Below are 25,402 nucleotides of genomic sequence, written 5' to 3'. Positions count from 1 at the left end.
AGAAGCCCGCTGGTTTCCAAATCGTTACCTGTTAAGCTGACAATCTTTGTAAGTTTCTTATTTTTAGCAAATAAGAGAAAGTGATATGTCTTGCGACATGCCAGCTTATGTGCTTATCTATCCCGGCTCTTTTCACCCAACGCTTGACGGATTTGCAGCAACTTTCATACGAAGGCAGGTTGAAGATGAGAGCGTCTTTGTTACCGTCTGCCGGCGGTTCTCCCACAAGCGAAAGAAGACCGTCATTGAGCGGAATGACCACACCGCTACTGGCGGAATGACCTTTGGTCTTGTTCTGCTCAAATTTTAGCAGCTTATTAGCGTAGTCGATATTCTTATAGGTAAGGTCTTTCACATCACAGAAGCGCAAGCCACAATACAGGCAAAAGATAAACGCACGCCTTACGTTGGGGTTCTCGTTGTCATAATGGCACGCAATCAACCGCTGGATTTCTTCCGGCGAAAGCACGTCCTTGCGTAGTATCTGGCTATCCGCCTTGCAGGTAACGCCTTTGCAGGGGTCTTTCAGCATCACATCGTGGTCAATCGCATAGTGGATAACCTTCTTGAAACGCTGGAAGATGCTTTTAGCCCCTTCGCCCACGCTCCGGGATTGCAGATAAGCTACGAACTGTTCCATCATGTCTTTCGTGATAAGTTCCGGCTTGATGCCGAACTCGTGCATCGGGTAATGCTCCTTCAAAAAGTCCTTGAAACGGCTTAGGGCGATTTGCACCATCCGAATGTCTTTCTTGGTATAGTCATTGATATAGGCTTGAAAATAATCCAAGAAATTCACGTTCCGGTCTTTTTTCAGGCGAGAGCCCAACATACTTTCCTTAAACTCCTGTTCACGTTCGGCACGTATTTTTACAGCAAGCTCCAGTGTTTCCTTGTTCTGCTGGCGTTCCGAGGGGTACGTGGCTTCTCTATCAGATACAGGCTGAGGTTCTCTTTTCGCCTGTGATGCTTGATAGCGAACTTCGGCTTTCCCTGCATCTTACCGCTTTCATAATACACCTGATTACCGTTTTCATCCAATACAGGCTTTTCCTCTCTACCCAAATAATACTCCAGATACAAACTAATTCTGCCGTCCGACAGCCTGTTTTGCTCCAATTTAGGGTTTTCTTTCGTTTTTATTTTCTAACTTTGCCATTGTTTAGAGGTTTTATCCCGATTTAGATACCGTAACCGGGTGATTACACTAAATAATTGATTTTCTTTTGTTTTCCGATATTGCAAAGGTACAAAAGAAAATGGAATTTCAAAGTGTACTAAAAGTGTACTGAATAACAGGAAATGGGCAAAATATGGCAAAAATGGAGAAAATAAGAAATATACAAATGGCTGATAATAAGGAAAATAAATTCTTTTGTTTTCCTATGATTTCTATGCCTTGTACCGGGTCTGGGTACAGAAGTTGAAGGAGTTGTGATTACAACTCCTTTTTTTGTGATATATTATTTATTCTCGTAAAAAAATTCCTCTTTTGTTTTTTCATTGTATAATTTGTTTACTTTTGTGCTATGAAATTATTTCTATAAAATAAACCCTAAAAAATGATAGCTTCATTATGAACAAGATAATAAAGGCTGTAAATCTGATATATTATTCTCCGACGGGTACCTCAAAAAAAATTGCTCATGCCATAGGTGACGGATTGAAGGTTAATAATTTGCTTGAGTATGACATTACTTTTGGTGATATTTCAATTTCATCTGTTCCTGCAGACTCTCTTTCAGTGTTTGTTACACCTGTTTACGGCGGTAGGGTGCCGGCTCAGTTTCTTGAGCGCCTGAGCTCACTGAATGGCGATGGGGCGATGTGTGTGCCGGTGGTAGTATATGGAAACAGGCATTATGATGATGCGTTGCTTGAGCTGAAGAATGAGGCTGTCCGACGTGGCTTCCGTCCGGTGGCTGCAGCGGCTTTCATAGGTGAGCATAGTTATAGCCGACCTGAAATGCCTGTCGCCCAGGGACGGCCTGATTATTTCGACCTCAGCATGGCCGAGCATTTCGGTAAAGAGGTCATCGACAAGATTGTGTCTGTGCCTGAAATAGGAGAACTGTCTGTCCCGGGAAATTTCCCATACAAGGAACTTAAGCCTAAACAGCCTGTGGCTCCTGTCAGTACTGATGCCTGCTGTTCATGTGGAGTGTGCATAGCGTCATGTCCTACGCATGCTATTTCGGAAACTTCTGCCGGTGAGATTATAACTGACGTTGATAAATGTACATTATGTTGTGCATGCGTTAAGGTGTGTCCCAATGCGGCAAGAAAGTTTGATACTCCTTTTACGAAATTCCTTTATGATAATTTCAGTGAAAGGAAGATTCCGGAGTTTTTCTTTTAAAATGTATTTTGTTGGGATCGTATGGATGGTGTGATGAAAGGGAATGGTGATATTCGGTTTCACGTACTCGCTTTAGGTATTGTTTTCGTCTGGTCTGTAACCTTTATATCAACTAAGATATTGTTGATGTCGGGGCTATCACCGTCTGATATACTTTTCTATAGATTCGTATTGGCTTATATCGGGCTTTGCATATTCAGTCGTCCTTTTGTGCTTATGGCCAAAAGCATTAGGGATGAATTTATGATGTTTCTTTGTGGGCTGTTCGGTGGAACTCTGTATTTTATAACGGAGAATACGGCGCTTGAGTTTACCATGATTTCCAATGTGGCTCTTATATGCAGTACCACGCCTTTGATAACGCTACTTCTGCAGTCTGTTATTGAAAGAAAAAAGCCAAGAGCCGGACTTGTTACGGGCTCATTGTTGTCATTGTTAGGGGTTTCAGCTGTAATATTCAATACTAATTTTATTATAAAGATTAGTCCGTTGGGTGATTTGTTATGTCTTGCGTCGGCTTTGTCGTGGACTTTATACACTCTTATTATAAAAAGATTGAGTACAAGATATTCGGCCTTGTTTATTACAAGGAAAACTTTCTTCTATGGCATTTTGACATTGATTCCGGTCTTGGCCTCACGAGGGCTTAATGTCTCTACCGATATTTTGTTTTCTTCGGCTGTAATATCGCGCTTGGTATTTCTCGGGCTGATAGCGTCTTTTGCCTGTTTCATGTTGTGGAGTGTTTGTCTGAAAAAGCTTAATGCGGTAGTGGTGTCAAACTATATATATTTAATGCCTGTTATTTCAATTCTTGCATCTGCCATTGTGTTGGGGGAGACCTTGAATTATATGGTCTTTATAGGTGCTTTTTTCGTGCTGTTGGGGATGATAGTAGCAGGCAAGTAGGCGTTTTAAAAAAACGACAGGACGTTTAAGTTAAAACGTCATGTCGTTTAAGGTCAAATGACAGCTCATTTTGGTTAACAGAATTTAGCATTCTGGAGCGGCTGTCGTTTATAACGGTAAAGTTTTGGCTTTTAGCCAGTTATTTTCTTCGTCTGTCAGAAATGGCGAAAGCTTCAAGTAAACCATATTATGATAATTGTTTAACCATGAAATTTCTTCATGCGACAGCATTTCCGGAATTATAGGCTCCTTGTTTATCGGACATAGTGTAAGTTGCTCGAACTTATAAAAAGCTCCATACTCGGTAACTTTTCCTGGAACTATCAGCATTGTGTTTTCTGTACGTATTCCGTATCGTCCGTCTCTGTATATTCCCGGTTCGTTTGTTATGGTCATTCCCGGTCGTAATATAGCCGGAACATTGTTCATCCTTATCTGATGAGGACCTTCGTGGACATTAAGGAAATGTCCTACTCCATGCCCTGTTCCGTGTCCGTAGTTTATTCCTTCGTTCCACATCGCTATCCTGGCCAGTACGTCGAGTTGTGTGCCGCATGTCCCTTCCGGAAATTCTGCCATAGCGAGTCGTATGAATCCTTTCAGAACTAAAGTGTAGTCTTTTTTCTGCTCTTCTGAAACCGGGCCGAGTGGTATGGTGCGCGTAATGTCGGTCGTCCCGTCAAGGTATTGTGCTCCGCTGTCAAGCAGGAGGAAGCCTTCAGGCTTGAGCTTTGATGCGGTCTCTTCTGTCGCTTCGTAATGTACTATAGCTCCGTGTTCCTGATATCCGGCAATTGTATCAAAGCTGATGCTTCGAAAATGTTCCATCTCGGAGCGGAACTTGTATAGTTGTCTGTCTATGCTTGTTTCTGTCAGTTCGGTTTTTGATACCGACTCTTCCAGCCACTTCAAGAATCTTGTCATTGCCACTCCGTCGCGTATCATTGCCGCATGAAATCCGTTTATTTCGGTGCTGTTCTTTACCGATTTGAAATTACATACAGGCGAGTTTGCTATATTTACATTATTGTGATTGGCTGCGGCATTGTATATTGCAAAATTTATAGTAGGGGACATCCATATATTACAGCCATGACATTCGTTAAGGTCAAACTCTATTTCGCCGTATTCCTTTATATTTATACCGTGTGAATGGAGATAGGATGTTGCGGCTTCAGATAATTTCTCTTTATCTATATATAATGTTGCCGACTCGTTATATATAATAAGGTATGATACAAATAGAGGGTTGCAGTGAATGTCTTCACCTCGCATGTTTAGTGTCCATGCTATTTCGTCTAAAGATGATAACAGCACTGAGCTGTTTTTATCCAAAGACAATGCTTCCCTTATTCTTGACAGTTTGGAGCCAGTGTCTTCGCCGGAGAATTTTTCGTCTAAAACGAAAGGTTTGGATTTCGGAATTTCAGGACGGTCGCTCCAGATGTATTGGTATGGGTCTTCAGTCATTACAAGCTCAAGCCCTTTTTCTGACAGTTTATTCTTCAGACTGCTTATTGTGTCAAGTGATGTGGTATATCCGTCGAACCCTATTTTATCTCCTTTTTGTAAGATTTCTACCAGCCATTCGCTTATGGATGGCGTTTCCGGAAGCCGTTCCTTGAAGAGTTTTAGCCCGGTCCCGTTGAGTTGTTCTTCTGCCTGAAGGAAGTATCTCGAGTCAGTCCAAACCCCTCCGGCGTTTGTGGTGATTACTGCAGTGCCTGCCGAGCCGGTGAAGCCTGTAACCCATTTTCGTGATTCCCAATGTTCGGGGACATATTCTCCTGAATGAGGGTCTGTGCTGAAGGTGATATATGCCGATAGGCCTTTTTTATCCATAAAGTGTCTCAATGAGGCTATTCTTCCTATAATAGTATCTTTCATGTGTATATATAATTGTTGTGGGTTATTATACCTACAAAGATAATGCTAATTATGCGTTTTCAGGAAAAAATGCATGGAAAGTTTTGTATATTAAGAAAGTATGTGTAATTTTGCACCGCAAATTTTACTGCAGAAAAATATTTAACAACAACATAATTAATTTTTTAAAACATGATCGTAGTTCCAGTAAAAGAAGGCGAAAACATTGAAAAAGCGCTGAAAAAATTTAAGAGAAAATTCGAAAAAACAGGTGTTGTAAAAGAACTTAGAAGCAGACAGCAGTTTGACAAACCGTCTGTTTTGAAAAGATTGAAGATGGAACGTGCTATTTACGTTCAGAAATTGCATCAGGTAGAAGAGTAATAATTTCGCGGAATTTTTTTTGAATTATTGAATTCTTTTCATATATTCGTTGCTGAATTAATATTGCAATGTTTCTATGATATTAGAATCTTTTCTGCAATACCTAAGGTATGAACGTAACTATTCTGAAAAGACTGTTGTCTCTTATGGAATAGATTTAAGGGAGTTCCAAAGGTATTTAAGCGGACTTGATGGCGGATTAAGGCTTGAGACTGCCGACTCCGATGTTGTTCGTGGGTGGGTCGTCCGGCTTATGGAAAGCGGAGTGTCCGGGTCTTCTGTTAATAGGAAGCTCAGTGCTTTGCGGACATTTTATAAGTATCTCTTGAAAAGAAGGCTTATAACGGTAGATCCCGTTTCTGTCGTTAAAGGTCCGAAGCGCAAGAAACCGTTGCCGGCTTTCGTAAAGGAAGCTGATATGGATAAATTATTGGATGGCGGTTTTTTTGACGATACTTTCGAAGGTGTTCGTGATAAACTTGTGCTGACAATGTTTTATGAAACCGGCATAAGACTTTCTGAATTAATATCCTTGGGGGATGCTGACGTTGATTTGTTCTCTTGCGCGCTTAAAGTGACGGGAAAACGTAATAAGCAAAGAATAATCCCTTTTGGCGGTGAACTGAAATCGGCTATTGAAGCTTATCTCAAGTGCAGGAATGTTGCGGTGGGCGGCGTATGTGAGGCTTTTTTCGTAAGAAAGAATGGTAAAAAGCTGTATCCGATGCTTGTCTATAAATTAGTGAAGCAAAACCTGTCGAAGGTTGTTGTGATGAAGAAGAGAAGTCCTCACGTGCTGAGACACTCGTTTGCGACTGCGATGCTTAATAATGAAGCGGAGCTTGAAGTTGTAAAAGAATTGTTGGGGCATGAGAGTGTTACTACAACTGAAATCTATACTCATACGACCTTTGAGGAATTAAAGAAAGTTTATAAACATGCTCATCCAAGAGCGTAAAGAAAAGGAGGTTTTTATGGAAGTAAGAATTCAATCAATTCATTTCGATGCATCAGAAAAATTGGAGGCTTTTATTCAGAAAAAAGCTGAAAAGCTCGAGAAGTTTTGCGACGATATAAAGAAAGTTGAGGTGTCTCTAAAAGTAGTAAAACCGGAAACGGCTATGAATAAAGAAGCCGGAGTGAGAATATTGGCACTGAATTCCGAGTTTTACGCAGAAAAAGTATGCGATACATTCGAAGAAGCGATAGATACATGTATGGATGCTCTGTCGAAACAATTGCAGAAAACAAAAGAAAAACAGCAAATTAAATAAAAAAATAAGAGTATTTATTTTGTGATTTAAAAATTATATCTAACTTTGCAGCCGCAAACTTACCGCTTTGCGGTTGCAAAGTTTGTGATAAGCCTCTTTAGCTCAGTTGGCCAGAGCACGTGATTTGTAATCTCGGGGTCGTTGGTTCGAATCCGACAAGAGGCTCAAAAAAACAAAGGGCAAATACCAGAGTGGCCAAATGGGGCAGACTGTAAATCTGCTGGCTTACGCCTTCGGTGGTTCGAATCCATCTTTGCCCACAATAAAGCAGATGCGGAAGTAGCTCAGTTGATAGAGCATTAGCCTTCCAAGCTGAGGGTCGCGGGTTTGAGTCCCGTCTTCCGCTCTCTTTTGGTTATAGAAAAATCGCTGTTATAGCTCAGCGGTAGAGCACTTCCTTGGTAAGGAAGAGGTCCCGGGTTCAAGTCCCGGTAACAGCTCTTAAGAATAGAAAAGCTGATTATTAATCAAAATAAATAACAAGTAAAGCTATGGCTAAAGAGAAATTTGAACGTTCGAAACCGCATGTAAACATCGGTACAATTGGTCACGTTGACCACGGTAAAACTACTTTGACAGCTGCTATCACAACAGTTTTGGCAAAGAAAGGTCTTTCAGAAATGCGCTCATTCGATTCTATCGATAACGCTCCTGAAGAAAAGGAAAGAGGTATCACTATCAATACTTCTCACGTAGAATATCAGACTGCTAACCGTCACTATGCACACGTTGACTGTCCGGGACACGCCGACTACGTTAAGAACATGGTTACTGGTGCTGCTCAGATGGATGGTGCTATCATCGTAGTTGCTGCTACTGATGGTCCTATGCCTCAGACTCGTGAACATATCCTTTTGGCTCGTCAGGTAAACGTTCCACGTCTTGTTGTATTCTTGAACAAGTGTGATATGGTTGACGATGAAGAAATGTTGGAACTTGTAGAAATGGAAATGCGTGAATTGCTTTCATTCTACGAATTTGACGGTGACAACACTCCTATCATCCGTGGTTCTGCACTTGGTGCATTGAACGGCGTTCCACAGTGGGAAGAAAAGATTATGGAACTTATGGATGCAGTTGATACATGGATTCCACTTCCTCCACGTGATATCGATAAACCATTCTTGATGCCTGTTGAAGACGTATTCTCAATCACTGGTCGTGGTACAGTTGCTACAGGTCGTATCGAAGCTGGTGTTATCAAGGTAGGTGACGAAGTTGAAATCCTTGGTCTTGGTGAAGACAAGAAATCAGTTGTAACTGGTGTTGAAATGTTCCGTAAATTGTTGGATCAGGGTGAAGCTGGTGATAACGTAGGTTTGTTGCTTCGTGGTATCGACAAGAACGAAATCAAACGTGGTATGATTCTTTGCCACCCAGGACAGGTTAAAGCTCACTCAAAATTCAAAGCTGAGGTTTATATCTTGAAGAAAGAAGAAGGTGGTCGTCACACTCCATTCCACAACAAATACCGTCCTCAGTTCTACTTGCGTACTATGGACTGTACTGGTGAAATCACATTGCCAGAAGGTGTTGAAATGGTAATGCCAGGTGATAACGTTACAATCAACGTTGAACTTATCTACCCAGTAGCATTGAACGTAGGTCTTCGTTTCGCTATCCGTGAAGGTGGACGTACTGTAGGTGCTGGTCAGATTACAGAACTTCTTGACTAATACAAGTAGTAAAATATAGTTTATAGTTCCCGAGATTGATTTTCGGGAACTATTTTTACGGGAATAGCTCAGTTGGTAGAGCATCGGTCTCCAAAACCGAGTGTCGGGAGTTCGAGCCTCTCTTCCCGTGCTAAAATTGATAGGATATGTTTAAAAAGATAGCTAATAGTTTTAAGGAATCATACAACGAACTAGTCCATAAAGTTACATGGCCTACAAGTAAAGAGCTTTCTAGCAGTGCAGTGGTTGTTTTAACTGCTTCCCTACTCATTGCACTGGTTGTTTTTCTTATGGATTCTGCTTTCCAGTTTTTAATGGAAGATATTATCTATCCGCACTAAAAATAAGAAAAGATGTCTGAGATTATTAAAAAATGGTACGTACTTCGTGCTGTAAGCGGAAAAGAAGCTAAGGTTAAAGAATATCTTGATGCCGATTTGAGGCACAACGGACTTAGCGAATTCGTTTCTCAGGTATTGATTCCTACCGAAAAATATGTTCAGGTTCGCAATGGAAAGAAAATTGTGAAAGAAAGAAGTTATCTTCCTGGATATGTTTTGGTTGAAGCTGCGTTAGTAGGTGAGGTCGCTCATTATTTGAGAAACATCCCTAATGTAATCGGCTTCCTTGGTGGACAGGAAAATCCGGTGCCACTAAGACAATCGGAGGTAAATCGTATTTTAGGTACGGTGGATGAATTGCAGGAAGTGGAACAGGATTTGAGTATCCCGTACACAGTAGGAGAAACAGTGAAAGTTTGCGTTGGACCGTTTACAGGTTTCAGTGGATTCATTGAAGAAGTTAACACTGAAAAACGCAAGTTGAAAGTAATGGTCAAAATTTTCGGGCGTAAAACTCCCCTTGAATTAGGCTTTACGGATGTGGAAAAGGAATAATTCATTCTGTTACGTGAATATTCCATTCGTTATTCAATTATATTAAATCTAAAAAAAAATGGCTAAAGAAGTTGCTGGACTAATCAAATTACAGATTAAAGGAGGCGCTGCAAATCCATCACCTCCCGTTGGACCTGCTTTGGGTTCTAAGGGTATTAATATCATGGAATTTTGCAAGCAATTCAACGCCAGAACCCAGGACAAGGCAGGTAAAGTATTGCCTGTTATCATTACCTACTACACAGACAAGTCTTTTGATTTCGTAATCAAGACTCCTCCTGTTGCAATACAGTTGTTGGAGATGACTAAATTGAAGAGCGGTTCTGCTGAACCTAACCGTAAGAAAGTTGCTGAACTGACTTGGGATCAGATTCGTACTATCGCTCAGGACAAGATGGTTGACTTGAACTGCTTTACTATTGAAGCTGCTATGAGAATGGTAGCTGGAACAGCTAGAAGTATGGGTATCGCTGTAAAAGGTGACTTCCCGGGTAATAACTAATTAACTTCAATTGAGAATGGGTAAACTGACAAAAAATCAAAAGTTAGCTGCAGAAAAAATTGAAGCAGGGAAAGCATACTCACTAAAGGAAGCTTCTCAGTTGGTAAAGGAAATTACTTTTACAAAATTTGATGCTTCATTAGATATTGACGTACGTTTAGGTGTTGACCCTCGTAAGGCTAACCAGATGGTAAGAGGCGTTGTTTCTCTTCCTCATGGTACAGGTAAGCAGGTAAGAGTGCTTGTTTTGTGTACACCTGATGCTGAAGCTGCTGCAAAGGAAGCTGGTGCTGACTATGTAGGTCTTGACGAATATATTGAAAAGATCAAAGGTGGATGGACAGATATTGATGTAATCATCACTATGCCGTCTATCATGGGTAAGATCGGTGCTCTCGGTCGTGTGCTCGGTCCTCGTGGATTGATGCCAAACCCGAAGAGTGGAACTGTAACTATGGATGTAGCTAAGGCTGTTAAGGAAGTTAAGCAAGGCAAGATTGATTTCAAGGTTGATAAGAGCGGTATCGTTCATACTTCAATCGGTAAAGTATCATTCACTGCTGACCAGATCCGTGAAAATGCGAAAGAATTTATCGCTACAATCATAAAACTGAAACCTACTACAGCTAAAGGTACTTATATAAAGAGTATTTATCTTTCAAGTACAATGAGTAAGGGTATCAAAGTTGACCCTAAATCAGTGGACGAAATTTAAAATAAGGAGTAATCATGAGAAAGGAAGATAAAGGCGCAATTATAAGTCAGTTGGCTGAAACCGTTAAGCAGTATGGACATTTTTACCTTGTAGATACAACTGCAATGGATGCAGCTTCTACAAGCGAACTTCGTAGAAAATGTTTCAACGCCGGTATTAAGCTGATGGTTGTGAAGAATTCTTTGCTTCACAAAGCATTGATGAGTTTGGATGTTGATTTCTCTCCATTGTATGGCTCTTTGAAGGGTACAACTTCAATCATGTTTACAGAAACTGCTAATGTTCCTGCTAAACTTTTGAAGGAATACAAAGATGGAGTTCCTGCATTGAAGGCTGCATACGCAGAAGAAGGATTCTATGTAGGTGCAGATCAACTTGAAGCACTCGCTACTATCAAGAGCAAGAACGAAGTTATCGCAGATATCATTGCATTGTTGCAGTCGCCTGCGAAGAACGTTATCTCAGCTCTTCAGTCTGGTGGTAACACCATTCACGGAGTTCTTAAGACTTTGGGTGAACGTGCTGAATAATTCAGTGGCTCAACCTTTAAGAACAAAAAATAATTATTTATATTCAATTTAGTAACAAACAATTAAATTCATACAAAAATGGCAGATTTGAAAGCTTTTGCAGAACAATTAGTTAACTTGACAGTAAAAGAAGTTAATGAACTTGCAACTATCCTTAAAGAAGAATATGGTATTGAACCTGCTGCTGCAGCTGTAGCTGTTGCTGCTGGTCCTGCTGCTGCTGGTGCAGCTGCTGCTGAAGAAAAAACATCTTTCGATGTAGTTTTGAAGAGCGCAGGTGCTGCTAAATTGCAGGTAGTTAAGGCCGTTAAAGAAGCTTGTGGTCTTGGCTTGAAAGAAGCAAAAGACATGGTTGACGGTGCTCCTAGCGTAGTTAAAGAAGGTTTGGCTAAAGATGAAGCTGAATCTTTGAAGAAAGTATTGGAAGAAGCTGGAGCTGAAGTTGAGCTTAAATAAGATTATCCTGTAAATCAGGTAGTTCGGTTAAGAGTCCTCAGTATTGAGGATTCTTAACCTTTTTGCGTCTCACAGCGTATAGTTGTCTTAACAACAGAAAAATATAATTATTTTTAATTCATAATTGAATTACAGATGTCTTTAAACACTCAAAATCAAAGAATTAATTTTGCTTCTATTAAGAATCCGATGCAGTATCCGGATTTCCTGGAAGTGCAATTGAAGTCGTTTCATGACTTCATGCAACTGGACACACCGCCTGAATTGCGTAAGAAGGATGGACTCTACAAAGTATTCTCTGAGAATTTCCCTATTGCAGACACCCGCAACAATTTCGTGCTCGAGTTCCTTGACTACTATGTTGATCCGCCACAATATTCAATAGACGAATGTTTGGAAAGAGGTCTTACATATAGTGTCCCTTTGAAAGCTAAGATGAAGCTTTATTGTACAGACCCCGATCACGAAGATTTTGACACAGTGATTCAGGATGTATTCTTGGGTCCGATTCCATATATGACACCTAAAGGTACATTCGTAATAAATGGTGCTGAACGTGTGGTTGTTTCTCAGCTTCACCGTTCTCCAGGTGTATTTTTCGGACAGAGCGTTCATGCTAATGGTACAAAACTATATTCCGCACGTATCATCCCATTCAAGGGGTCATGGATTGAGTTCGCTACAGATATAAACAATGTCATGTATGCTTACATTGACCGTAAGAAAAAGTTGCCTGTTACAACTTTGCTTCGTGCTGTCGGTTTTGAAAATGATAAAGACATTCTTGAAATCTTCAATCTCGCAGAAGAAATTAAGGTTAACAAACAGAACCTTAAGAAAATTGTAGGAAGAAAGCTTGCTGCACGTGTTCTCAAAACATGGACTGAAGATTTCGTTGATGAAGATACTGGTGAAGTAGTATCTATCGAACGTAATGAGGTAGTTATAGACCGTGAAACAGTTATTGAGCCAGACCATATTGAAGTAATTCTGGAATCTGGAGTGCAGAACATTCTTGTTCACAATGACAATGCTAACGCTTCTGACTACTCAATTATATATAATACACTACAGAAAGACCCGTCTAACTCTGAGAAGGAAGCTGTATTGTACATATACAGACAGTTGAGAAATGCTGATCCAGCTGATGATGCAAGTGCAAGAGAGGTTATAAACAACCTGTTCTTCTCTGAAAAACGTTATGATTTGGGTGATGTAGGTCGCTACAGAATAAACAAGAAGTTATCACTTGACACTTCTATGGATGTCAGAGTGCTGACTAAACAAGATATTATCGAAATCATCAAATACCTTATCGAGCTTATTAACTCTAAGGCTGACGTTGATGATATCGACCACTTGAGTAACCGTCGTGTACGTACTGTGGGCGAACAGCTTTCAAACCAGTTCTCCATTGCGTTGGCACGTATGAGCCGTACTATCCGCGAACGTATGAACGTACGTGATAATGAGGTGTTTACTCCGATTGATTTGATCAATGCCAAGACTATTTCGTCTGTTATCAACTCATTCTTCGGAACTAACGCTTTGTCACAGTTCATGGATCAGACTAACCCATTGGCTGAGATTACTCATAAACGTCGTCTTTCTGCCCTTGGTCCTGGTGGTCTTTCACGTGACCGTGCTGGTTTTGAGGTACGTGACGTACACTATACTCACTACGGACGTTTGTGTCCTATCGAGACTCCTGAAGGTCCGAACATCGGTTTGATTTCATCTTTGTGTGTGTATGCGAAGATAAATGACCTTGGATTTATCGTGACTCCTTATCGTAAAGTTAAGGACAGTGTCGTTGACTTGTCGCCGGAAGGTATTGAATACTTGTCAGCCGAAGAGGAAGAAGATGTAATCATTGCCCAGGGTAATGCTCCTCTTAATGATGATGGAACATTTATCCGCGAAAAGGTGAAGGCTCGTCGTGATGCTGATTATCCTGTTGTCACTCCTGATCAGGTACAGTTGATGGACGTATCTCCTCAGCAGATTGCATCTATCGCTGCATCATTGATTCCATTCCTTGAACATGATGACGCCAACCGTGCGTTGATGGGATCTAACATGATGCGTCAGGCAGTTCCATTGTTGCGTACAGAAGCTCCTATCGTTGGTACTGGTATCGAAAAACAGCTTTGTGAGGATTCAAGAACTCAGATTGCTGCCGAAGGTGATGGTGTAATTGACTTTGTTGACGCTACAACAATCCGTATCCTTTACGACCGTACTGATGATGAAGAATTTGTAAGCTTTGATTCAGCTTTAGTGGAATATAAGATACCTAAGTTCCGCAAGACTAACCAGAGTATGACTATTGACTTGCGTCCAATATGCTCAAAAGGACAGCGTGTCAAGAAGGGTGATATCCTTACTGAAGGATATTCTACTGCTAACGGTGAGCTGGCTTTGGGTAAGAACTTGCTTGTAGCATACATGCCGTGGAAAGGATATAACTATGAGGATGCTATCGTATTGAATGAACGTGTAGTAAGAGAAGATATCCTTACTTCTGTTCACGTAGATGAATACATCCTTGAGGTCCGCGAAACAAAACGCGGTATGGAAGAGCTTACTGCTGATATTCCTAACGTAAGCGAAGAAGCTACTAAAGACCTTGATGAAACAGGTATCGTACGTATTGGTGCACGTATTGAGCCGGGAGACATTCTTATTGGTAAGATTACTCCTAAGGGTGAATCAGATCCTTCTCCGGAAGAGAAACTGTTGCGTGCTATATTCGGTGATAAGGCCGGTGATGTTAAGGATGCTTCTCTTAAGGCTTCTCCATCATTGAGAGGTGTGGTTATAGACAAGAAACTGTATTCACGTGTAGTAAAGACTCGTAGTGAAAAGAATGCAGACAAGCTTATCTTGCCTAAACTGAATGAAGAGTTTGAAGAAAAAGCAGCTAAACTTAAAGATATTCTTGTTGAAAAATTGATGGTTCTCACTAACAACCTTGTATCGCAGGGTGTTAAGGATTATCTTGGCACAGAGGTAATTGCTAAGGGAGCTAAATTCAACAAGCGTGATCTTGAAGTATTAGATTATACAGTTATACAGTTGAGCTCATGGACTTCTGATGAACATAAGAACGGTATGATTCGCTCATTGATTATGAACTATATCAAGAAGTACAAAGAACTTGACGCAGATTTGAAACGTAAGAAATTTGCCCTTACAATCGGTGATGAGTTGCCATCAGGTATTATGCAGATGGCTAAAGTATATATCGCCAAGAAACGTAAGATCGGTGTCGGTGATAAGATGGCCGGTCGTCACGGTAATAAGGGTATTGTATCAAGAGTCGTTAGACAGGAAGATATGCCATTCCTTGCTGATGGTACTCCGGTAGATATAGTATTGAACCCATTGGGTGTGCCTTCACGTATGAACATCGGACAGATATTCGAAGCTGTTTTGGGACGTGCCGGTAGAGAATTAGGACTTAAGTTCGCGACTCCTATCTTTGACGGTGCCACACTTGATGATCTTGATAAATGGACAGACAAGGCAGGATTACCTCGCTATTGTAAGACTTATTTGTATGATGGTGGAACCGGTGAACAGTTTGACCAGCCTGCAACAGTTGGTGTAACTTACATGCTTAAACTTGGTCACATGGTTGAAGACAAGATGCATGCTCGTTCAATCGGTCCATATTCGTTGATTACGCAGCAGCCACTTGGTGGTAAAGCTCAGTTCGGTGGTCAGCGTTTCGGAGAAATGGAGGTTTGGGCTATCGAAGCATTCGGTGCCGCTCATATCCTTCAGGAAATTCTGACAATCAAGTCGGATGACGTTGTAGGACGTTCTAAGGCTTATGAAGCTATTGTTAAAGGTGAACCAATGCCTACACCGGGTATCCCTGAGTCACTGAACGTATTGCTTCATGAATTGAGAGGTCTGTGCTTGAGCATAACAATGGAATAAAACAACAAAACAAATTTAAGTATGGCTTTTAGAAAAGATACTAAAATAAAAAGTAATTTCTCAAAGATTACTATTGGTTTGGCTTCGCCAGAAGAGATTCTTGAAAACTCTTACGGTGAGGTTCTGAAACCTGAAACCATTAACTACCGTACCTATAAGCCTGAACGTGATGGCTTGTTCTGCGAGCGTATATTCGGTCCGGTAAAGGATTACGAATGTCACTGTGGTAAATACAAACGTATTCGATATAAAGGTATTGTCTGCGACCGTTGCGGTGTTGAAGTTACAGAAAAGAAAGTGCGTCGTGAACGTAGCGGACATATCCAGCTGGTTGTACCGGTAGCCCATATCTGGTATTTCCGTTCTTTGCCTAACAAAATAGGTTATTTGTTGGGATTGCCGACTAAGAAGCTTGATGCTATCATCTATTATGAACGATATGTCGTAATACAACCAGGTATCAAGGCTGAAGACGGACTTAGCAAATATGATTTGCTTGAAGAAGGCGAATATCTTGATATCATGGAATCACTTCCAAAGGATAACCAGTTCCTTGATGATTCTGATCCTAATAAGTTTATTGCCAAGATGGGTGCTGAAGCTATTTATGATCTTCTGGCAGGACTTGATCTTGATGCACTTTCATACGAACTCCGTCATAAAGCTAACAATGATTCATCTCAGCAGCGTAAGAATGAAGCTTTGAAGCGTTTGCAGGTTGTTGAATCATTCCGTTCTTCTAAGGGAAGAAACAAGCCTGAATGGATGATTATCAAGAACGTTCCGGTCATACCGCCAGAATTACGCCCTCTTGTACCATTGGATGGTGGACGTTTCGCGACATCCGACTTGAATGACCTTTATCGTCGTGTTATTATACGTAATAACCGTCTGAAGAGACTTATCGAAATCAAGGCTCCGGACGTAATCTTGCGTAATGAAAAACGTATGCTTCAGGAAGCAGTGGATTCATTGTTCGATAACTCTCGTAAGGCAAGTGCCGTTAAGACAGATGCTAACCGTCCTCTTAAGTCTCTGTCTGACAGTCTGAAAGGTAAGCAGGGACGTTTCCGTCAGAACTTGTTGGGTAAACGTGTTGACTATTCTGCACGTTCTGTAATCGTTGTAGGTCCTGAATTGAAGATGGGTGAGTGCGGTATTCCTAAATTGATGGCTGCCGAACTTTACAAACCGTTTATCATAAGAAAACTTATCGAAAGAGGTATTGTCAAGACTGTTAAGTCTGCCAAGAAGATTGTTGACAGTAAGGAACCGGTTATCTGGGATATCCTGGAACATGTAATGAAAGGACACCCTGTATTGCTGAACCGTGCTCCGACACTTCACCGTCTTGGTATCCAGGCATTCCAGCCTAAGATGATTGAAGGTAAGGCTATCCAGCTGCATCCATTGGCATGTACTGCGTTCAACGCCGACTTCGACGGTGACCAGATGGCCGTTCACTTGCCTTTGAGCAATGAAGCTATTCTGGAAGCACAGATGTTGATGTTGCAGTCACACAATATCCTTAACCCTGCAAACGGTGCGCCTATCACTGTGCCTGCACAGGATATGGTACTCGGTCTTTACTATATCACTAAGTTGCGTAAGGGAGCTAAAGGTGAAGGACTTATATTCTACGGACCGGAAGAAGCTCTTATCGCATACAATGAAGGTAAAGTAGATATTCATGCAATAGTTAGTGTAGTGGCTAATGACTTGGATGAAAATGGAAATATTGTCAAGAAGATGATTAAGGAAACTTCTGTAGGACGTGTAATCGTAAACGAAATCGTTCCTGACGAATGTGGTTACCTTAATACTATCATATCTAAGAAGTCATTGCGTGACATCATCAGCGACGTAATCAAGGCTGTGGGTGTTGCACGTGCTTGTGAATTCCTTGACGGTATCAAGAACCTTGGTTATAAGATGGCATTCGAAGGTGGTTTGTCATTCAACCTTGGTGATATTATCATACCAAAAGAGAAGGAAGAACTTGTTAAACGTGGTAACGAAGAAATTGAACAGATCATGATGAACTATAACATGGGTTTCATCACTGACAATGAACGTTACAATCAGGTTATTGATACATGGACACACGTTAACAGTGATTTGTCTGACATTCTATATAAGACTATTAAGAACGACGACCAGGGATTCAACTCAGTATTTATGATGCTTGATTCCGGAGCCCGTGGTTCTAAGGAACAGATCCGTCAGTTGTCTGGTATGCGTGGTTTGATGGCTAAACCTCAGAAAGCAGGTGCCGAAGGTGCTCAGATCATTGAAAACCCTATCCTTTCTAACTTTAAGGAAGGTCTTTCCGTGTTGGAGTACTTTATTTCAACTCACGGTGCTCGTAAGGGTCTTGCCGATACTGCGTTGAAGACTGCCGATGCCGGATATTTGACTCGTCGTCTTGTCGATGTTTCACACGACGTGATTATCAATGAAGAAGACTGTGGTACATTGCGCGGACTTGTTTGTACAGCATTGAAGAATAACGATGAAGTTATTGCTACACTTTATGAACGTATTTTGGGACGTGTTTCTGTACACGACATTATACATCCTACAACTGGTGAACTTATTGTTGCTGCCGGTGAGGAAATTACTGAAGCAATAGCTGAAGAAATAGAAAAATCACCTATTGAAAGCGTAGAAATCCGTTCTGTGCTTACTTGTGAATCGAAGAAGGGTGTTTGTGCTAAATGTTACGGACGTAACCTTGCTTCAAGTAAGATGGTTCAGAAAGGTGAAGCTGTCGGAGTTATTGCTGCACAGTCAATTGGTGAGCCAGGAACTCAGCTTACTCTTCGTACATTCCATGCCGGAGGTATCGCAGGTAACATGGCTGCTAATGCGTCAATCGTTGCTAAGAATCCTGCTCGTCTGGAATTTGAAGAATTGCGTACTGTCGACGCTGTAGAAGAAACAGGCGAACCAGTTAAGATTGTTGTTGGTCGTTTGGCTGAAGTTCGTTTCGTTGATATTAATACTGGTATAATATTGTCAACTCACAACGTACCTTACGGTTCAAAACTTTATGCTGCTGATGGAGAAATTGTTGAAAAGGGCAAACTTATTGCTAAATGGGACCCATTCAACGCCGTAATCGTAACAGAAGTTGGTGGTAAGATAGACTTTGAGTCTGTAATTGAAAACGTAACATATAAGGTTGAATCAGACGAAGCTACAGGTTTACGCGAAATCATTATTACTGAGTCTAAAGATAAGAATAAGATTCCTTCATTACACATCCTAGATGAAAATGGCGGTATCTTACGTACATACAACTTGCCGGTAGGTGGTCACGTAGTAGTAGAAGATAAAGAAAACGTTAAGGCTGGTGATATTCTTGTCAAGATACCTCGTGCTGTAGGTAAGGCTGGTGATATTACCGGTGGTCTTCCACGTGTAACAGAGTTGTTCGAAGCTCGTAATCCATCTAATCCTGCAGTGGTTTCTGAAATCGACGGTGAGATAACAATGGGTAAGATTAAGCGTGGTAATCGTGAAATCATCGTTACATCTAAGACTGGTGAAGTACGTAAGTATCTGGTTGCATTGTCTAAGCAGATTCTTGTACAGGAAAATGACTATGTACGTGCCGGAACTCCATTGTCTGATGGTGCTATTACTCCTGCTGATATCCTTGCCATTAAGGGTCCTACAGCAGTACAGGAATACATCGTTAACGAAATCCAGGACGTTTATCGTCTGCAGGGTGTGAAGATTAACGATAAGCACTTTGAAATCATCGTACGTCAGATGATGCGTAAGGTACAGATTGACGAACCGGGTGATACTAGATTCCTTGAACTTCAGGTAGTAGACCGTATGGAATTCAATGAAGAGAACGATAGAATCTGGGGTAAGAAAGTTGTTGTTGATGCTGGCGACTCTCAGAACCTTAAACCAGGTCAGATTGTAACAGCTCGTAAATTGAGAGATGAAAACAGCTTGTTGAAACGTCGTGACCTTAAATTGGTTGAAGTTCGTGATGCTGTTCCTGCTACATCTACTCAGATACTTCAGGGTATCACAAGAGCTGCCCTTCAGACATCAAGCTTCATGTCTGCTGCTTCCTTCCAGGAAACTACTAAGGTGCTTAACGAGGCTGCAATCAACGGTAAGGTTGACCGTCTTGAAGGTATGAAGGAGAATGTAATCTGCGGTCATTTGATACCTGCTGGTACAGGTCAGCGTGAATTCGAGAAGATTGTTGTAGGCTCAAAAGACGAATACGACAGAATATTGGCTAACAAGAAGAATATATTAGACTATAATGATGTAGAATAATTTATTTTTAACCATATAAAAAGAGCAGTAACTCAAGTGATAAAGTTGAAGTTACTGCTCTTTTGTTGTATATATATGTCTATTGTTCTTATTATCCGAAACAAATTCCCATTCGCCTACCTTGTACCACTAATTCATGGTTTTCTGTAACAAGGCGTAATTTCCCGGCAGTTTCAGAAAGAGGTATTGAAGATATCTTGTTGCCTTGTAATGCCACCATTCTGCCGTATTGCTTATTTGAAATCAACTCTACAGCATGACCACCCATCAGAGTTGCAAGATTTCTGTCGAAAGCAGTTGGGCTTCCTCCACGCTGGATATATCCTAAAACAGTTTCTCTCGTTTCAAATCCGGTTTCGTATTCTATTTCTTCTGCTATATACTGTGCCGCTTTCTTGCCTTCAGGGGTGTTTATGCCTTCTGCAACAACTACGATTGAGTATGGTTTGCCTTTCTTTAAACGGTTGATAATTGTGTCGCCTATGCTATGTATATTGAATGGTATTTCAGGCATTAGTATTATATCTCCACCACCAGCCATACCCGAGTATAAAGCTAACCAACCGGCTTTGTGTCCCATTACTTCAATTACCATAACCCTTTGATGCGAACTTGCCGTTGAATGCAACCTGTCTATGGCATCGGCTGCAATTGAAACTGCAGAGTCGAAACCGAAAGAAATGTCTGTACCCCAAACATCATTGTCTATCGTTTTAGGAATAGTAATCACATTGATTCCCACTTCCATAAGTTTGGCGGCAGTTTTTTGTGTTCCATTACCACCAATACATACAAGACAATCAAGACCATAGCTCTGTATTGTTTTTATAATCATTGAAGGTCTTTCGTTATTTATGTTTGTTGAAGTTTTTTTGAAAGGTTTCTCACGTGAAGTCCCGAGTATAGTGCCTCCTAATGTAAGCAAACCTGATGTAGAGTCTTCTGTTAGTCTGTTTACATGTCCATCCATTAATCCGCGGAATCCATTATGAATACCGTAAACCTCCATCCCATAGTGGTTTAAGGCACTTTTGCAAACACCTCTTATCGTTGCATTTATGCCTGGACAATCGCCTCCTGATGTCAATATTCCTATTTTCATATTGTGAACAATTAATTTATGATGTAAAGTTATTAAAAAAACAAGATTTACTCGATTTTAATAAAAAATAATCCTGTCATCTATCTATATAATAAGAAAAAACATACCTTTGCAATAGTATAAAATAGAAGAAAATTGTAATAAAAATATGAACCCAACTAAATTGATTGACAGAATATTTGTATCACGTAGAAAGCAAATTGAAAAATATTCTGCCAATGCGGAAGAAATACAGGAAAATGTTTTGAGACGACTTGTCAACTCGGCTTCATATACAGAATGGGGGAAACGTTATGATTACAAGAACATAAATAAATATTCTGATTTTAATAAGGTCCCAATTCAAACATACGAAAATGTAAAAGAATATATTGACCGCATGCGTCATGGTGAAAAAGATATATTATGGCCTGGTCTGATTAAATGGTATGCTAAATCTTCGGGGACTACAAATGATAAGAGTAAATTCATCCCTGTATCGAACGAAGGATTGCATAATATTCATTACAATGGTGGGAGAGACGCAGTTGCATTATATTTGGGAGAAAACCCTAAAAGTCGTTTTTTTAATGGTAAGGGACTCATACTTGGTGGTAGTCATTCGCCTAATTATAACCTGAAAAACAGTCTTGTCGGAGATTTGTCTGCTATATTGATTCAGAATGTTAATCCATTGGTGAATTTTATCCGTGTACCAAGTAAGAAAATAGCGTTGTTAAGTGAGTTTGAAGAAAAAGTTGAAAAAATAGCAGATTCTACAATAAATAAGAATATTACCAATATTTCTGGTGTCCCATCGTGGATGCTTGCTGTAATAAAAAGAATATTGGAGAAAACAGGGGCTGAGACATTGGATGAGGTATGGCCCGGGTTAGAGGTGTTTTTCCACGGTGGAGTCTGTTTTACTCCTTATAGGGAACAATATAAGAGTCTTATAAAATCAGACAGAATGCATTATATGGAAACTTATAATGCCAGTGAAGGTTTTTTTGGACTTCAAAGTTCGTTGACCGATCCTTCTTTGTTGCTGATGATTGATTATGACGTATTCTATGAGTTTATTCCATTGGAAGAATTTGATAAAGAGAATCCTACAATAGTTCCATTGTGGGGAGTAGAAGTCGGAAAAAATTATGCAATGGTAATAAGTACTTCTTGTGGATTATGGAGATATATAATTGGTGACACAGTAAAATTTACACAGAAAAATCCATATAAATTTATTATAACAGGACGAACAAAGCATTTTATAAATGCATTTGGTGAGGAACTTATGGTGGATAATGCTGAAAAAGGATTGCAAGTCGCTTGTCGTGAAACAGGGGCACAGGTACTTGAATACTCAGCTGCACCGGTATTTATGGATGCTAATGCTAAATGCCGTCATCAATGGCTGATAGAATTCAGTCGTATGCCTGATTCTGTGGAGCATTTCCGTCACGTACTCGATAAAGCATTACAGAGTATAAATTCTGATTATGAAGCTAAAAGGCATAAAGATATTACTCTGCAGGAATTAGAAATTATTGTAGCTCGTCCTGGATTGTTCCATGATTGGTTAAAACAGAAGGGTAAATTGGGTGGACAGCATAAAATCCCTCGTTTAAGTAATAATCGTGAGAATATTGATAGCATGTTGGGCTTTAACCAATAATATTACATCGAATTAATGTCATTTACACTATAGCAAAGTTTATAAGATGAAATTATCTACATTACATATTTTGCCATTAACAGTTTTAATCTTGATGATATATGCATGTGCAAGTACAGGCACACCTGATGGTGGACCTTATGATGAAACGCCTCCAAAGTTTGTACGTGCTACTCCAGAACCTAATGCTATAAACAATACACGAAAGAAAATAGCAATTGAATTTGATGAGTTCATCAAGATTGAAAATGCCGCTGAAAAGGTAATAATTTCACCTCCTCAAGCCGAAGCTCCGGAGGTAAAGGCAAGTGGAAAAAGAGTCCTTGTGGAATTTTTTGACTCGTTAAAGCATAATACAACATATACAATAGATTTTGGTGATGCGATTGTAGATAATAATGAAGGAAATCCTATGGGTAACTTTGCCTATGCATTTTCTACAGGAGAGACAATAGATACCATGGAAGTATCGGGAACTGTACTTAATGCTCAGGACCTGGAACCAATCAAGGGGATTCAGGTGGGACTGCATAAGAACCTTAATGATTCTGCTTTCACAAAGTTGCCTTTCGACAGAATATCCCGTACAGACAGTAGGGGAAGATTTACAATAAAGGGTGTAGCTCCTGGGGAATATAGAATATATGCGCTGAAGGATGGAAACCAGAATTATTTATTCGATTCAAAAACAGAAATAATCGCTTATAACGATTCTCTTATTCTCCCTTCACAAGAGCCTGCTGTTAGGCAGGATACAACGTGGAATGCTATTGATACATTAAAAATAGATACTATCAAGACGGTGCATTATACTCATTTTATGCCTGATAATATAGTATTGAGGGCTTTTAAGGAGGTTAATACAATGCAATATCTTGCCAAAAGTGAAAGAGAGCAGTTAAACAGATTTTCTCTTTATTTCAGTGCTCAGGCTGATAGTCTTCCAACTGTTGTCGGACTTGATTTTGACGAAAAGGATGCTTTTGTAATTGAACCGTCTATCAATAATGATACAATAAGATATTGGATAAAAGATACAGTCCTTTGTGAGAGGGATACACTTACTCTACAGGTTGATTATCTTTATACCGATACTTTGGGGAAACTTGTGCCAAAACGTGATACTTTAACCATGATGAATAAGGTTGATAAAGCTAAGCGTTTGGCTATGGCAAAGGAAGAAATGGAGAAGAAAGAAAAAGAACAGCAGAAAAAACGTAAGAAAGGTGATACTTTAAATAATGTAGTTGAAACAAAATTCTTTAATATGAATGTTGATGCTCCTTCGTCAATGGACATAAATAAAAATATATGTCTGAAGTTTGACGAACCGGTATTCAGTATAGATACTTCTGCCATTCATGTTGATGTGAAAGTCGATACATTATGGGAGAAGGAGCGTTTTATATTTATGGCAGACAGTCTTGTGCCAAGACAATATTATATTCTTAGCGACTGGAAACCTGGTAATGAATATAGACTTACAGTTGATTCTGCGGCGATAAAAAGTATTTATGGCTTGCACACCAATAAGACAGAGAATACGGTTAAGGTGAAAACATTGGAGGAATATGGTACTCTCTATTTGAATATAAGCGGAGTTGAAGGTAATGCTATAGTGCAATTATTGAACTCAAGTGATGCAGTTGTTAGAGAACAGAAAGTTAAAGATAATAATACCTGTGATTTTTATTTCCTACAGCCAAATACAAAATATTACATAAGAATGTATATTGACAGAAATGGTAATGGAAAATGGGATACAGGTGAGTATGATAAGAAGGTACAGCCGGAAGAAGTATATTATTTCCCTAAGGTCTGGGAGATGAAGGCGAACTTTGAGTTTGAAGAGAACTGGGATGTCAGGTCCATTCCGTTGGATAAACAGAAACTTGATGAAATAAAGAAACAGAAGCCTGAAGAGGCGAAGAAAATAAAAGATAGAAATAAGGAACGAGCAAAAAAATTAGGACGAACATCATGATAAAACGTATATATATATGCATATTCTTGTTCCTTTTTGCTGGAATATGCGCTAAAGCACAGTGTGGGGCTGTAAATGATGCGATAAAGCCCGGAGAAGAACTTTCGTATGAACTGAAATTTAACTGGAAGTTTATATGGATTAATGCCGGTTGGGCTAAAATGACAGTTGATACTACCACGTATAATGGTAAAAAATGCCTTAGGACAGATCTTGAGTCATTCACGAATAAGAAAATAGATATGTTTTTCAGAATGCGTGACACTCTTACTTGTATTACTTCTGAAGAACTTGTGCCTTTATATTTCCGTAAAGGAGCTGCTGAGGGTAAAAGATATAGTGTAGATGATGTAAAGTTCGGTTATAGGAATGGTAAGTGTATTGTAGATCAGCATAGAGTAGTAAATGGAAATATAAGAAAGAATTTTCAAGAGTCATCAGTGTGTGTATATGATATGTTAAGCATACTTCTTCAGGCGCGTTCTTATGATGCTACAAGTTATAAGGTCGGAGATAAAATATTATTTTCAATGGCTACAGGTAAAGATATAGATAAGCAAACTCTTATTTATAGGGGTAAGGATATTTATAAAGCAGAAGATGGAAATAAATATCGCTGTCTCGTTTTTTCGCTTGTAGAATATGTAAAAGGAGAGGAAAAGGAAGTTATCACATTTTATGTGACAGACGATAGAAATCATTTACCGGTACGTCTTGACATGTATTTGAATTTTGGATCTGCTAAAGCATTCCTCTCAGGAATAAAGGGTAACAAATATCCTTTGGATTCTTTGGTAAAATAGGCCGATTAATTAATTTTGTTGATTTAATTATATATT

General features: G+C 39.9%; 19 protein-coding genes, 5 tRNA genes and 1 pseudogene. 22 read left to right on the top strand and 3 right to left on the bottom strand.

Annotated features, from left to right (window positions below; translation table 11 throughout):
* Positions 1-52: 52 nt before the first annotated feature.
* Positions 53-1,159 (bottom strand): annotated as a pseudogene (locus tag H6A27_RS01910) (phage integrase SAM-like domain-containing protein); the annotation flags it as partial.
* Positions 1,160-1,576: 417 nt separating this feature from the next.
* Between H6A27_RS01910 and H6A27_RS01905 the strand changes: the two are divergent.
* Positions 1,577-2,359 carry a 4Fe-4S binding protein gene (locus tag H6A27_RS01905; protein WP_204404311.1) on the top strand — a complete coding sequence of 261 codons (783 nt, stop codon included), beginning with the start codon at positions 1,577-1,579 and terminating at the stop codon, positions 2,357-2,359.
* Positions 2,360-2,380: 21 nt separating this feature from the next.
* Positions 2,381-3,268 carry a DMT family transporter gene (locus H6A27_RS01900; RefSeq protein ID WP_204507470.1) on the top strand — a complete coding sequence of 296 codons (888 nt, stop codon included), beginning with the start codon at positions 2,381-2,383 and terminating at the stop codon, positions 3,266-3,268.
* Between the two features lie 108 nt (positions 3,269-3,376).
* Here the strand turns inward: H6A27_RS01900 and H6A27_RS01895 are convergent, their stop codons facing one another.
* Positions 3,377-5,155: an aminopeptidase P family protein gene (locus H6A27_RS01895; RefSeq protein ID WP_204507469.1), complete on the bottom strand. Its 1,779-nt coding sequence runs from the start codon at positions 5,153-5,155 to the stop codon at positions 3,377-3,379.
* A gap of 171 nt (positions 5,156-5,326) precedes the next feature.
* On the opposite strand from H6A27_RS01895, the gene rpsU reads away from it, so the two are divergent.
* The 17 genes from rpsU (at position 5,327) to rpoC (ending at position 19,823) form a co-directional block, all read left to right on the top strand.
* Positions 5,327-5,518, top strand: coding sequence for a 30S ribosomal protein S21 (gene rpsU / locus H6A27_RS01890; RefSeq protein WP_154043738.1), 192 nt, complete (start codon positions 5,327-5,329; stop codon positions 5,516-5,518).
* 76 nt (positions 5,519-5,594) lie between these two features.
* Positions 5,595-6,476, top strand: coding sequence for a tyrosine-type recombinase/integrase (locus H6A27_RS01885; RefSeq protein WP_204404317.1), 882 nt, complete (start codon positions 5,595-5,597; stop codon positions 6,474-6,476).
* A 16-nt stretch (positions 6,477-6,492) separates the two neighbouring features.
* Positions 6,493-6,792 carry a ribosome hibernation-promoting factor, HPF/YfiA family gene (gene hpf / locus H6A27_RS01880; protein ID WP_154043740.1) on the top strand — a complete coding sequence of 100 codons (300 nt, stop codon included), beginning with the start codon at positions 6,493-6,495 and terminating at the stop codon, positions 6,790-6,792.
* Between the two features lie 91 nt (positions 6,793-6,883).
* Positions 6,884-6,957: transfer RNA gene (locus H6A27_RS01875), tRNA-Thr, on the top strand.
* Positions 6,958-6,969: 12 nt separating this feature from the next.
* Positions 6,970-7,052 (top strand) — tRNA-Tyr (locus tag H6A27_RS01870).
* Positions 7,053-7,065: 13 nt separating this feature from the next.
* Positions 7,066-7,138, top strand: a tRNA-Gly gene (locus H6A27_RS01865).
* A 22-nt stretch (positions 7,139-7,160) separates the two neighbouring features.
* A tRNA-Thr gene (locus H6A27_RS01860) sits at positions 7,161-7,232 on the top strand.
* A 51-nt stretch (positions 7,233-7,283) separates the two neighbouring features.
* Positions 7,284-8,468, top strand: coding sequence for an elongation factor Tu (gene tuf / locus H6A27_RS01855; RefSeq protein WP_204404319.1), 1,185 nt, complete (start codon positions 7,284-7,286; stop codon positions 8,466-8,468).
* 57 nt (positions 8,469-8,525) lie between these two features.
* Positions 8,526-8,598, top strand: a tRNA-Trp gene (locus H6A27_RS01850).
* Between the two features lie 16 nt (positions 8,599-8,614).
* Complete coding sequence (gene secE / locus H6A27_RS01845; RefSeq protein ID WP_204404321.1) at positions 8,615-8,809, top strand: preprotein translocase subunit SecE; 195 nt, start codon at positions 8,615-8,617, stop codon at positions 8,807-8,809.
* Between the two features lie 12 nt (positions 8,810-8,821).
* The gene (gene nusG, locus H6A27_RS01840; RefSeq protein WP_204404323.1) at positions 8,822-9,364 is read left to right on the top strand and encodes a transcription termination/antitermination protein NusG; all 543 of its coding nucleotides are present in this window, start codon (positions 8,822-8,824) and stop codon (positions 9,362-9,364) included.
* 58 nt (positions 9,365-9,422) lie between these two features.
* A complete protein-coding gene (rplK, locus tag H6A27_RS01835; protein WP_154043744.1) occupies positions 9,423-9,866 on the top strand; it encodes a 50S ribosomal protein L11 in 444 nt (147 codons plus the stop codon).
* A gap of 16 nt (positions 9,867-9,882) precedes the next feature.
* Positions 9,883-10,581 carry a 50S ribosomal protein L1 gene (gene rplA, locus H6A27_RS01830; protein WP_204390630.1) on the top strand — a complete coding sequence of 233 codons (699 nt, stop codon included), beginning with the start codon at positions 9,883-9,885 and terminating at the stop codon, positions 10,579-10,581.
* 14 nt (positions 10,582-10,595) lie between these two features.
* Positions 10,596-11,111: a 50S ribosomal protein L10 gene (gene rplJ, locus H6A27_RS01825; protein ID WP_204404325.1), complete on the top strand. Its 516-nt coding sequence runs from the start codon at positions 10,596-10,598 to the stop codon at positions 11,109-11,111.
* Positions 11,112-11,189: 78 nt separating this feature from the next.
* Positions 11,190-11,567 carry a 50S ribosomal protein L7/L12 gene (gene rplL, locus H6A27_RS01820; protein WP_007567329.1) on the top strand — a complete coding sequence of 126 codons (378 nt, stop codon included), beginning with the start codon at positions 11,190-11,192 and terminating at the stop codon, positions 11,565-11,567.
* A 135-nt stretch (positions 11,568-11,702) separates the two neighbouring features.
* Entirely contained in the window at positions 11,703-15,515 is a 3,813-nt protein-coding gene (gene rpoB / locus H6A27_RS01815) for a DNA-directed RNA polymerase subunit beta (RefSeq protein ID WP_204404327.1), read from the top strand.
* A 21-nt stretch (positions 15,516-15,536) separates the two neighbouring features.
* A complete protein-coding gene (gene rpoC / locus H6A27_RS01810) occupies positions 15,537-19,823 on the top strand; it encodes a DNA-directed RNA polymerase subunit beta' (protein ID WP_204507468.1) in 4,287 nt (1,428 codons plus the stop codon).
* 91 nt (positions 19,824-19,914) lie between these two features.
* Here the strand turns inward: rpoC and H6A27_RS01805 are convergent, their stop codons facing one another.
* Positions 19,915-20,925 (bottom strand): ATP-dependent 6-phosphofructokinase, encoded by a 1,011-nt coding sequence (locus tag H6A27_RS01805; protein WP_204507467.1) that lies wholly within the window; start codon positions 20,923-20,925, stop codon positions 19,915-19,917.
* 148 nt (positions 20,926-21,073) lie between these two features.
* Between H6A27_RS01805 and H6A27_RS01800 the strand changes: the two genes are divergently transcribed.
* Genes H6A27_RS01800 through H6A27_RS01790 form a run of 3 tightly spaced genes read left to right on the top strand, consistent with a single transcriptional unit; the run spans position 21,074 to position 25,366 of the window.
* Complete coding sequence (locus H6A27_RS01800) at positions 21,074-22,579, top strand: GH3 auxin-responsive promoter family protein (RefSeq protein ID WP_204404333.1); 1,506 nt, start codon at positions 21,074-21,076, stop codon at positions 22,577-22,579.
* Between the two features lie 46 nt (positions 22,580-22,625).
* Complete coding sequence (locus H6A27_RS01795; RefSeq protein WP_204507466.1) at positions 22,626-24,563, top strand: Ig-like domain-containing protein; 1,938 nt, start codon at positions 22,626-22,628, stop codon at positions 24,561-24,563.
* Positions 24,560-25,366: a DUF3108 domain-containing protein gene (locus H6A27_RS01790; RefSeq protein WP_204507465.1), complete on the top strand. Its 807-nt coding sequence runs from the start codon at positions 24,560-24,562 to the stop codon at positions 25,364-25,366. Before H6A27_RS01795 ends, H6A27_RS01790 begins: the two co-directional genes overlap by 4 nt.
* Positions 25,367-25,402: the final 36 nt, after the last annotated feature.

Origin of the sequence: Bacteroides caecigallinarum, from assembly GCF_016902295.1 — a bacterium.
Lineage (GTDB): Bacteria > Bacteroidota > Bacteroidia > Bacteroidales > Bacteroidaceae > Phocaeicola > Phocaeicola caecigallinarum_A.
This window is presented reverse-complemented; position numbering and strand designations above follow the sequence as displayed.

Coding starts and splice junctions, on each gene's coding strand:
- H6A27_RS01905 (WP_204404311.1), top strand. CDS start 1,577: ATGAACAAGATAATAAAGGCTGTAAATCTGATATATTATTCTCCGACG.
- H6A27_RS01900 (WP_204507470.1), top strand. CDS start 2,381: ATGGATGGTGTGATGAAAGGGAATGGTGATATTCGGTTTCACGTACTC.
- H6A27_RS01895 (WP_204507469.1), bottom strand. CDS start 5,155: ATGAAAGATACTATTATAGGAAGAATAGCCTCATTGAGACACTTTATG.
- rpsU (WP_154043738.1), top strand. CDS start 5,327: ATGATCGTAGTTCCAGTAAAAGAAGGCGAAAACATTGAAAAAGCGCTG.
- H6A27_RS01885 (WP_204404317.1), top strand. CDS start 5,595: ATGATATTAGAATCTTTTCTGCAATACCTAAGGTATGAACGTAACTAT.
- hpf (WP_154043740.1), top strand. CDS start 6,493: ATGGAAGTAAGAATTCAATCAATTCATTTCGATGCATCAGAAAAATTG.
- tuf (WP_204404319.1), top strand. CDS start 7,284: ATGGCTAAAGAGAAATTTGAACGTTCGAAACCGCATGTAAACATCGGT.
- secE (WP_204404321.1), top strand. CDS start 8,615: ATGTTTAAAAAGATAGCTAATAGTTTTAAGGAATCATACAACGAACTA.
- nusG (WP_204404323.1), top strand. CDS start 8,822: ATGTCTGAGATTATTAAAAAATGGTACGTACTTCGTGCTGTAAGCGGA.
- rplK (WP_154043744.1), top strand. CDS start 9,423: ATGGCTAAAGAAGTTGCTGGACTAATCAAATTACAGATTAAAGGAGGC.
- rplA (WP_204390630.1), top strand. CDS start 9,883: ATGGGTAAACTGACAAAAAATCAAAAGTTAGCTGCAGAAAAAATTGAA.
- rplJ (WP_204404325.1), top strand. CDS start 10,596: ATGAGAAAGGAAGATAAAGGCGCAATTATAAGTCAGTTGGCTGAAACC.
- rplL (WP_007567329.1), top strand. CDS start 11,190: ATGGCAGATTTGAAAGCTTTTGCAGAACAATTAGTTAACTTGACAGTA.
- rpoB (WP_204404327.1), top strand. CDS start 11,703: ATGTCTTTAAACACTCAAAATCAAAGAATTAATTTTGCTTCTATTAAG.
- rpoC (WP_204507468.1), top strand. CDS start 15,537: ATGGCTTTTAGAAAAGATACTAAAATAAAAAGTAATTTCTCAAAGATT.
- H6A27_RS01805 (WP_204507467.1), bottom strand. CDS start 20,925: ATGAAAATAGGAATATTGACATCAGGAGGCGATTGTCCAGGCATAAAT.
- H6A27_RS01800 (WP_204404333.1), top strand. CDS start 21,074: ATGAACCCAACTAAATTGATTGACAGAATATTTGTATCACGTAGAAAG.
- H6A27_RS01795 (WP_204507466.1), top strand. CDS start 22,626: ATGAAATTATCTACATTACATATTTTGCCATTAACAGTTTTAATCTTG.
- H6A27_RS01790 (WP_204507465.1), top strand. CDS start 24,560: ATGATAAAACGTATATATATATGCATATTCTTGTTCCTTTTTGCTGGA.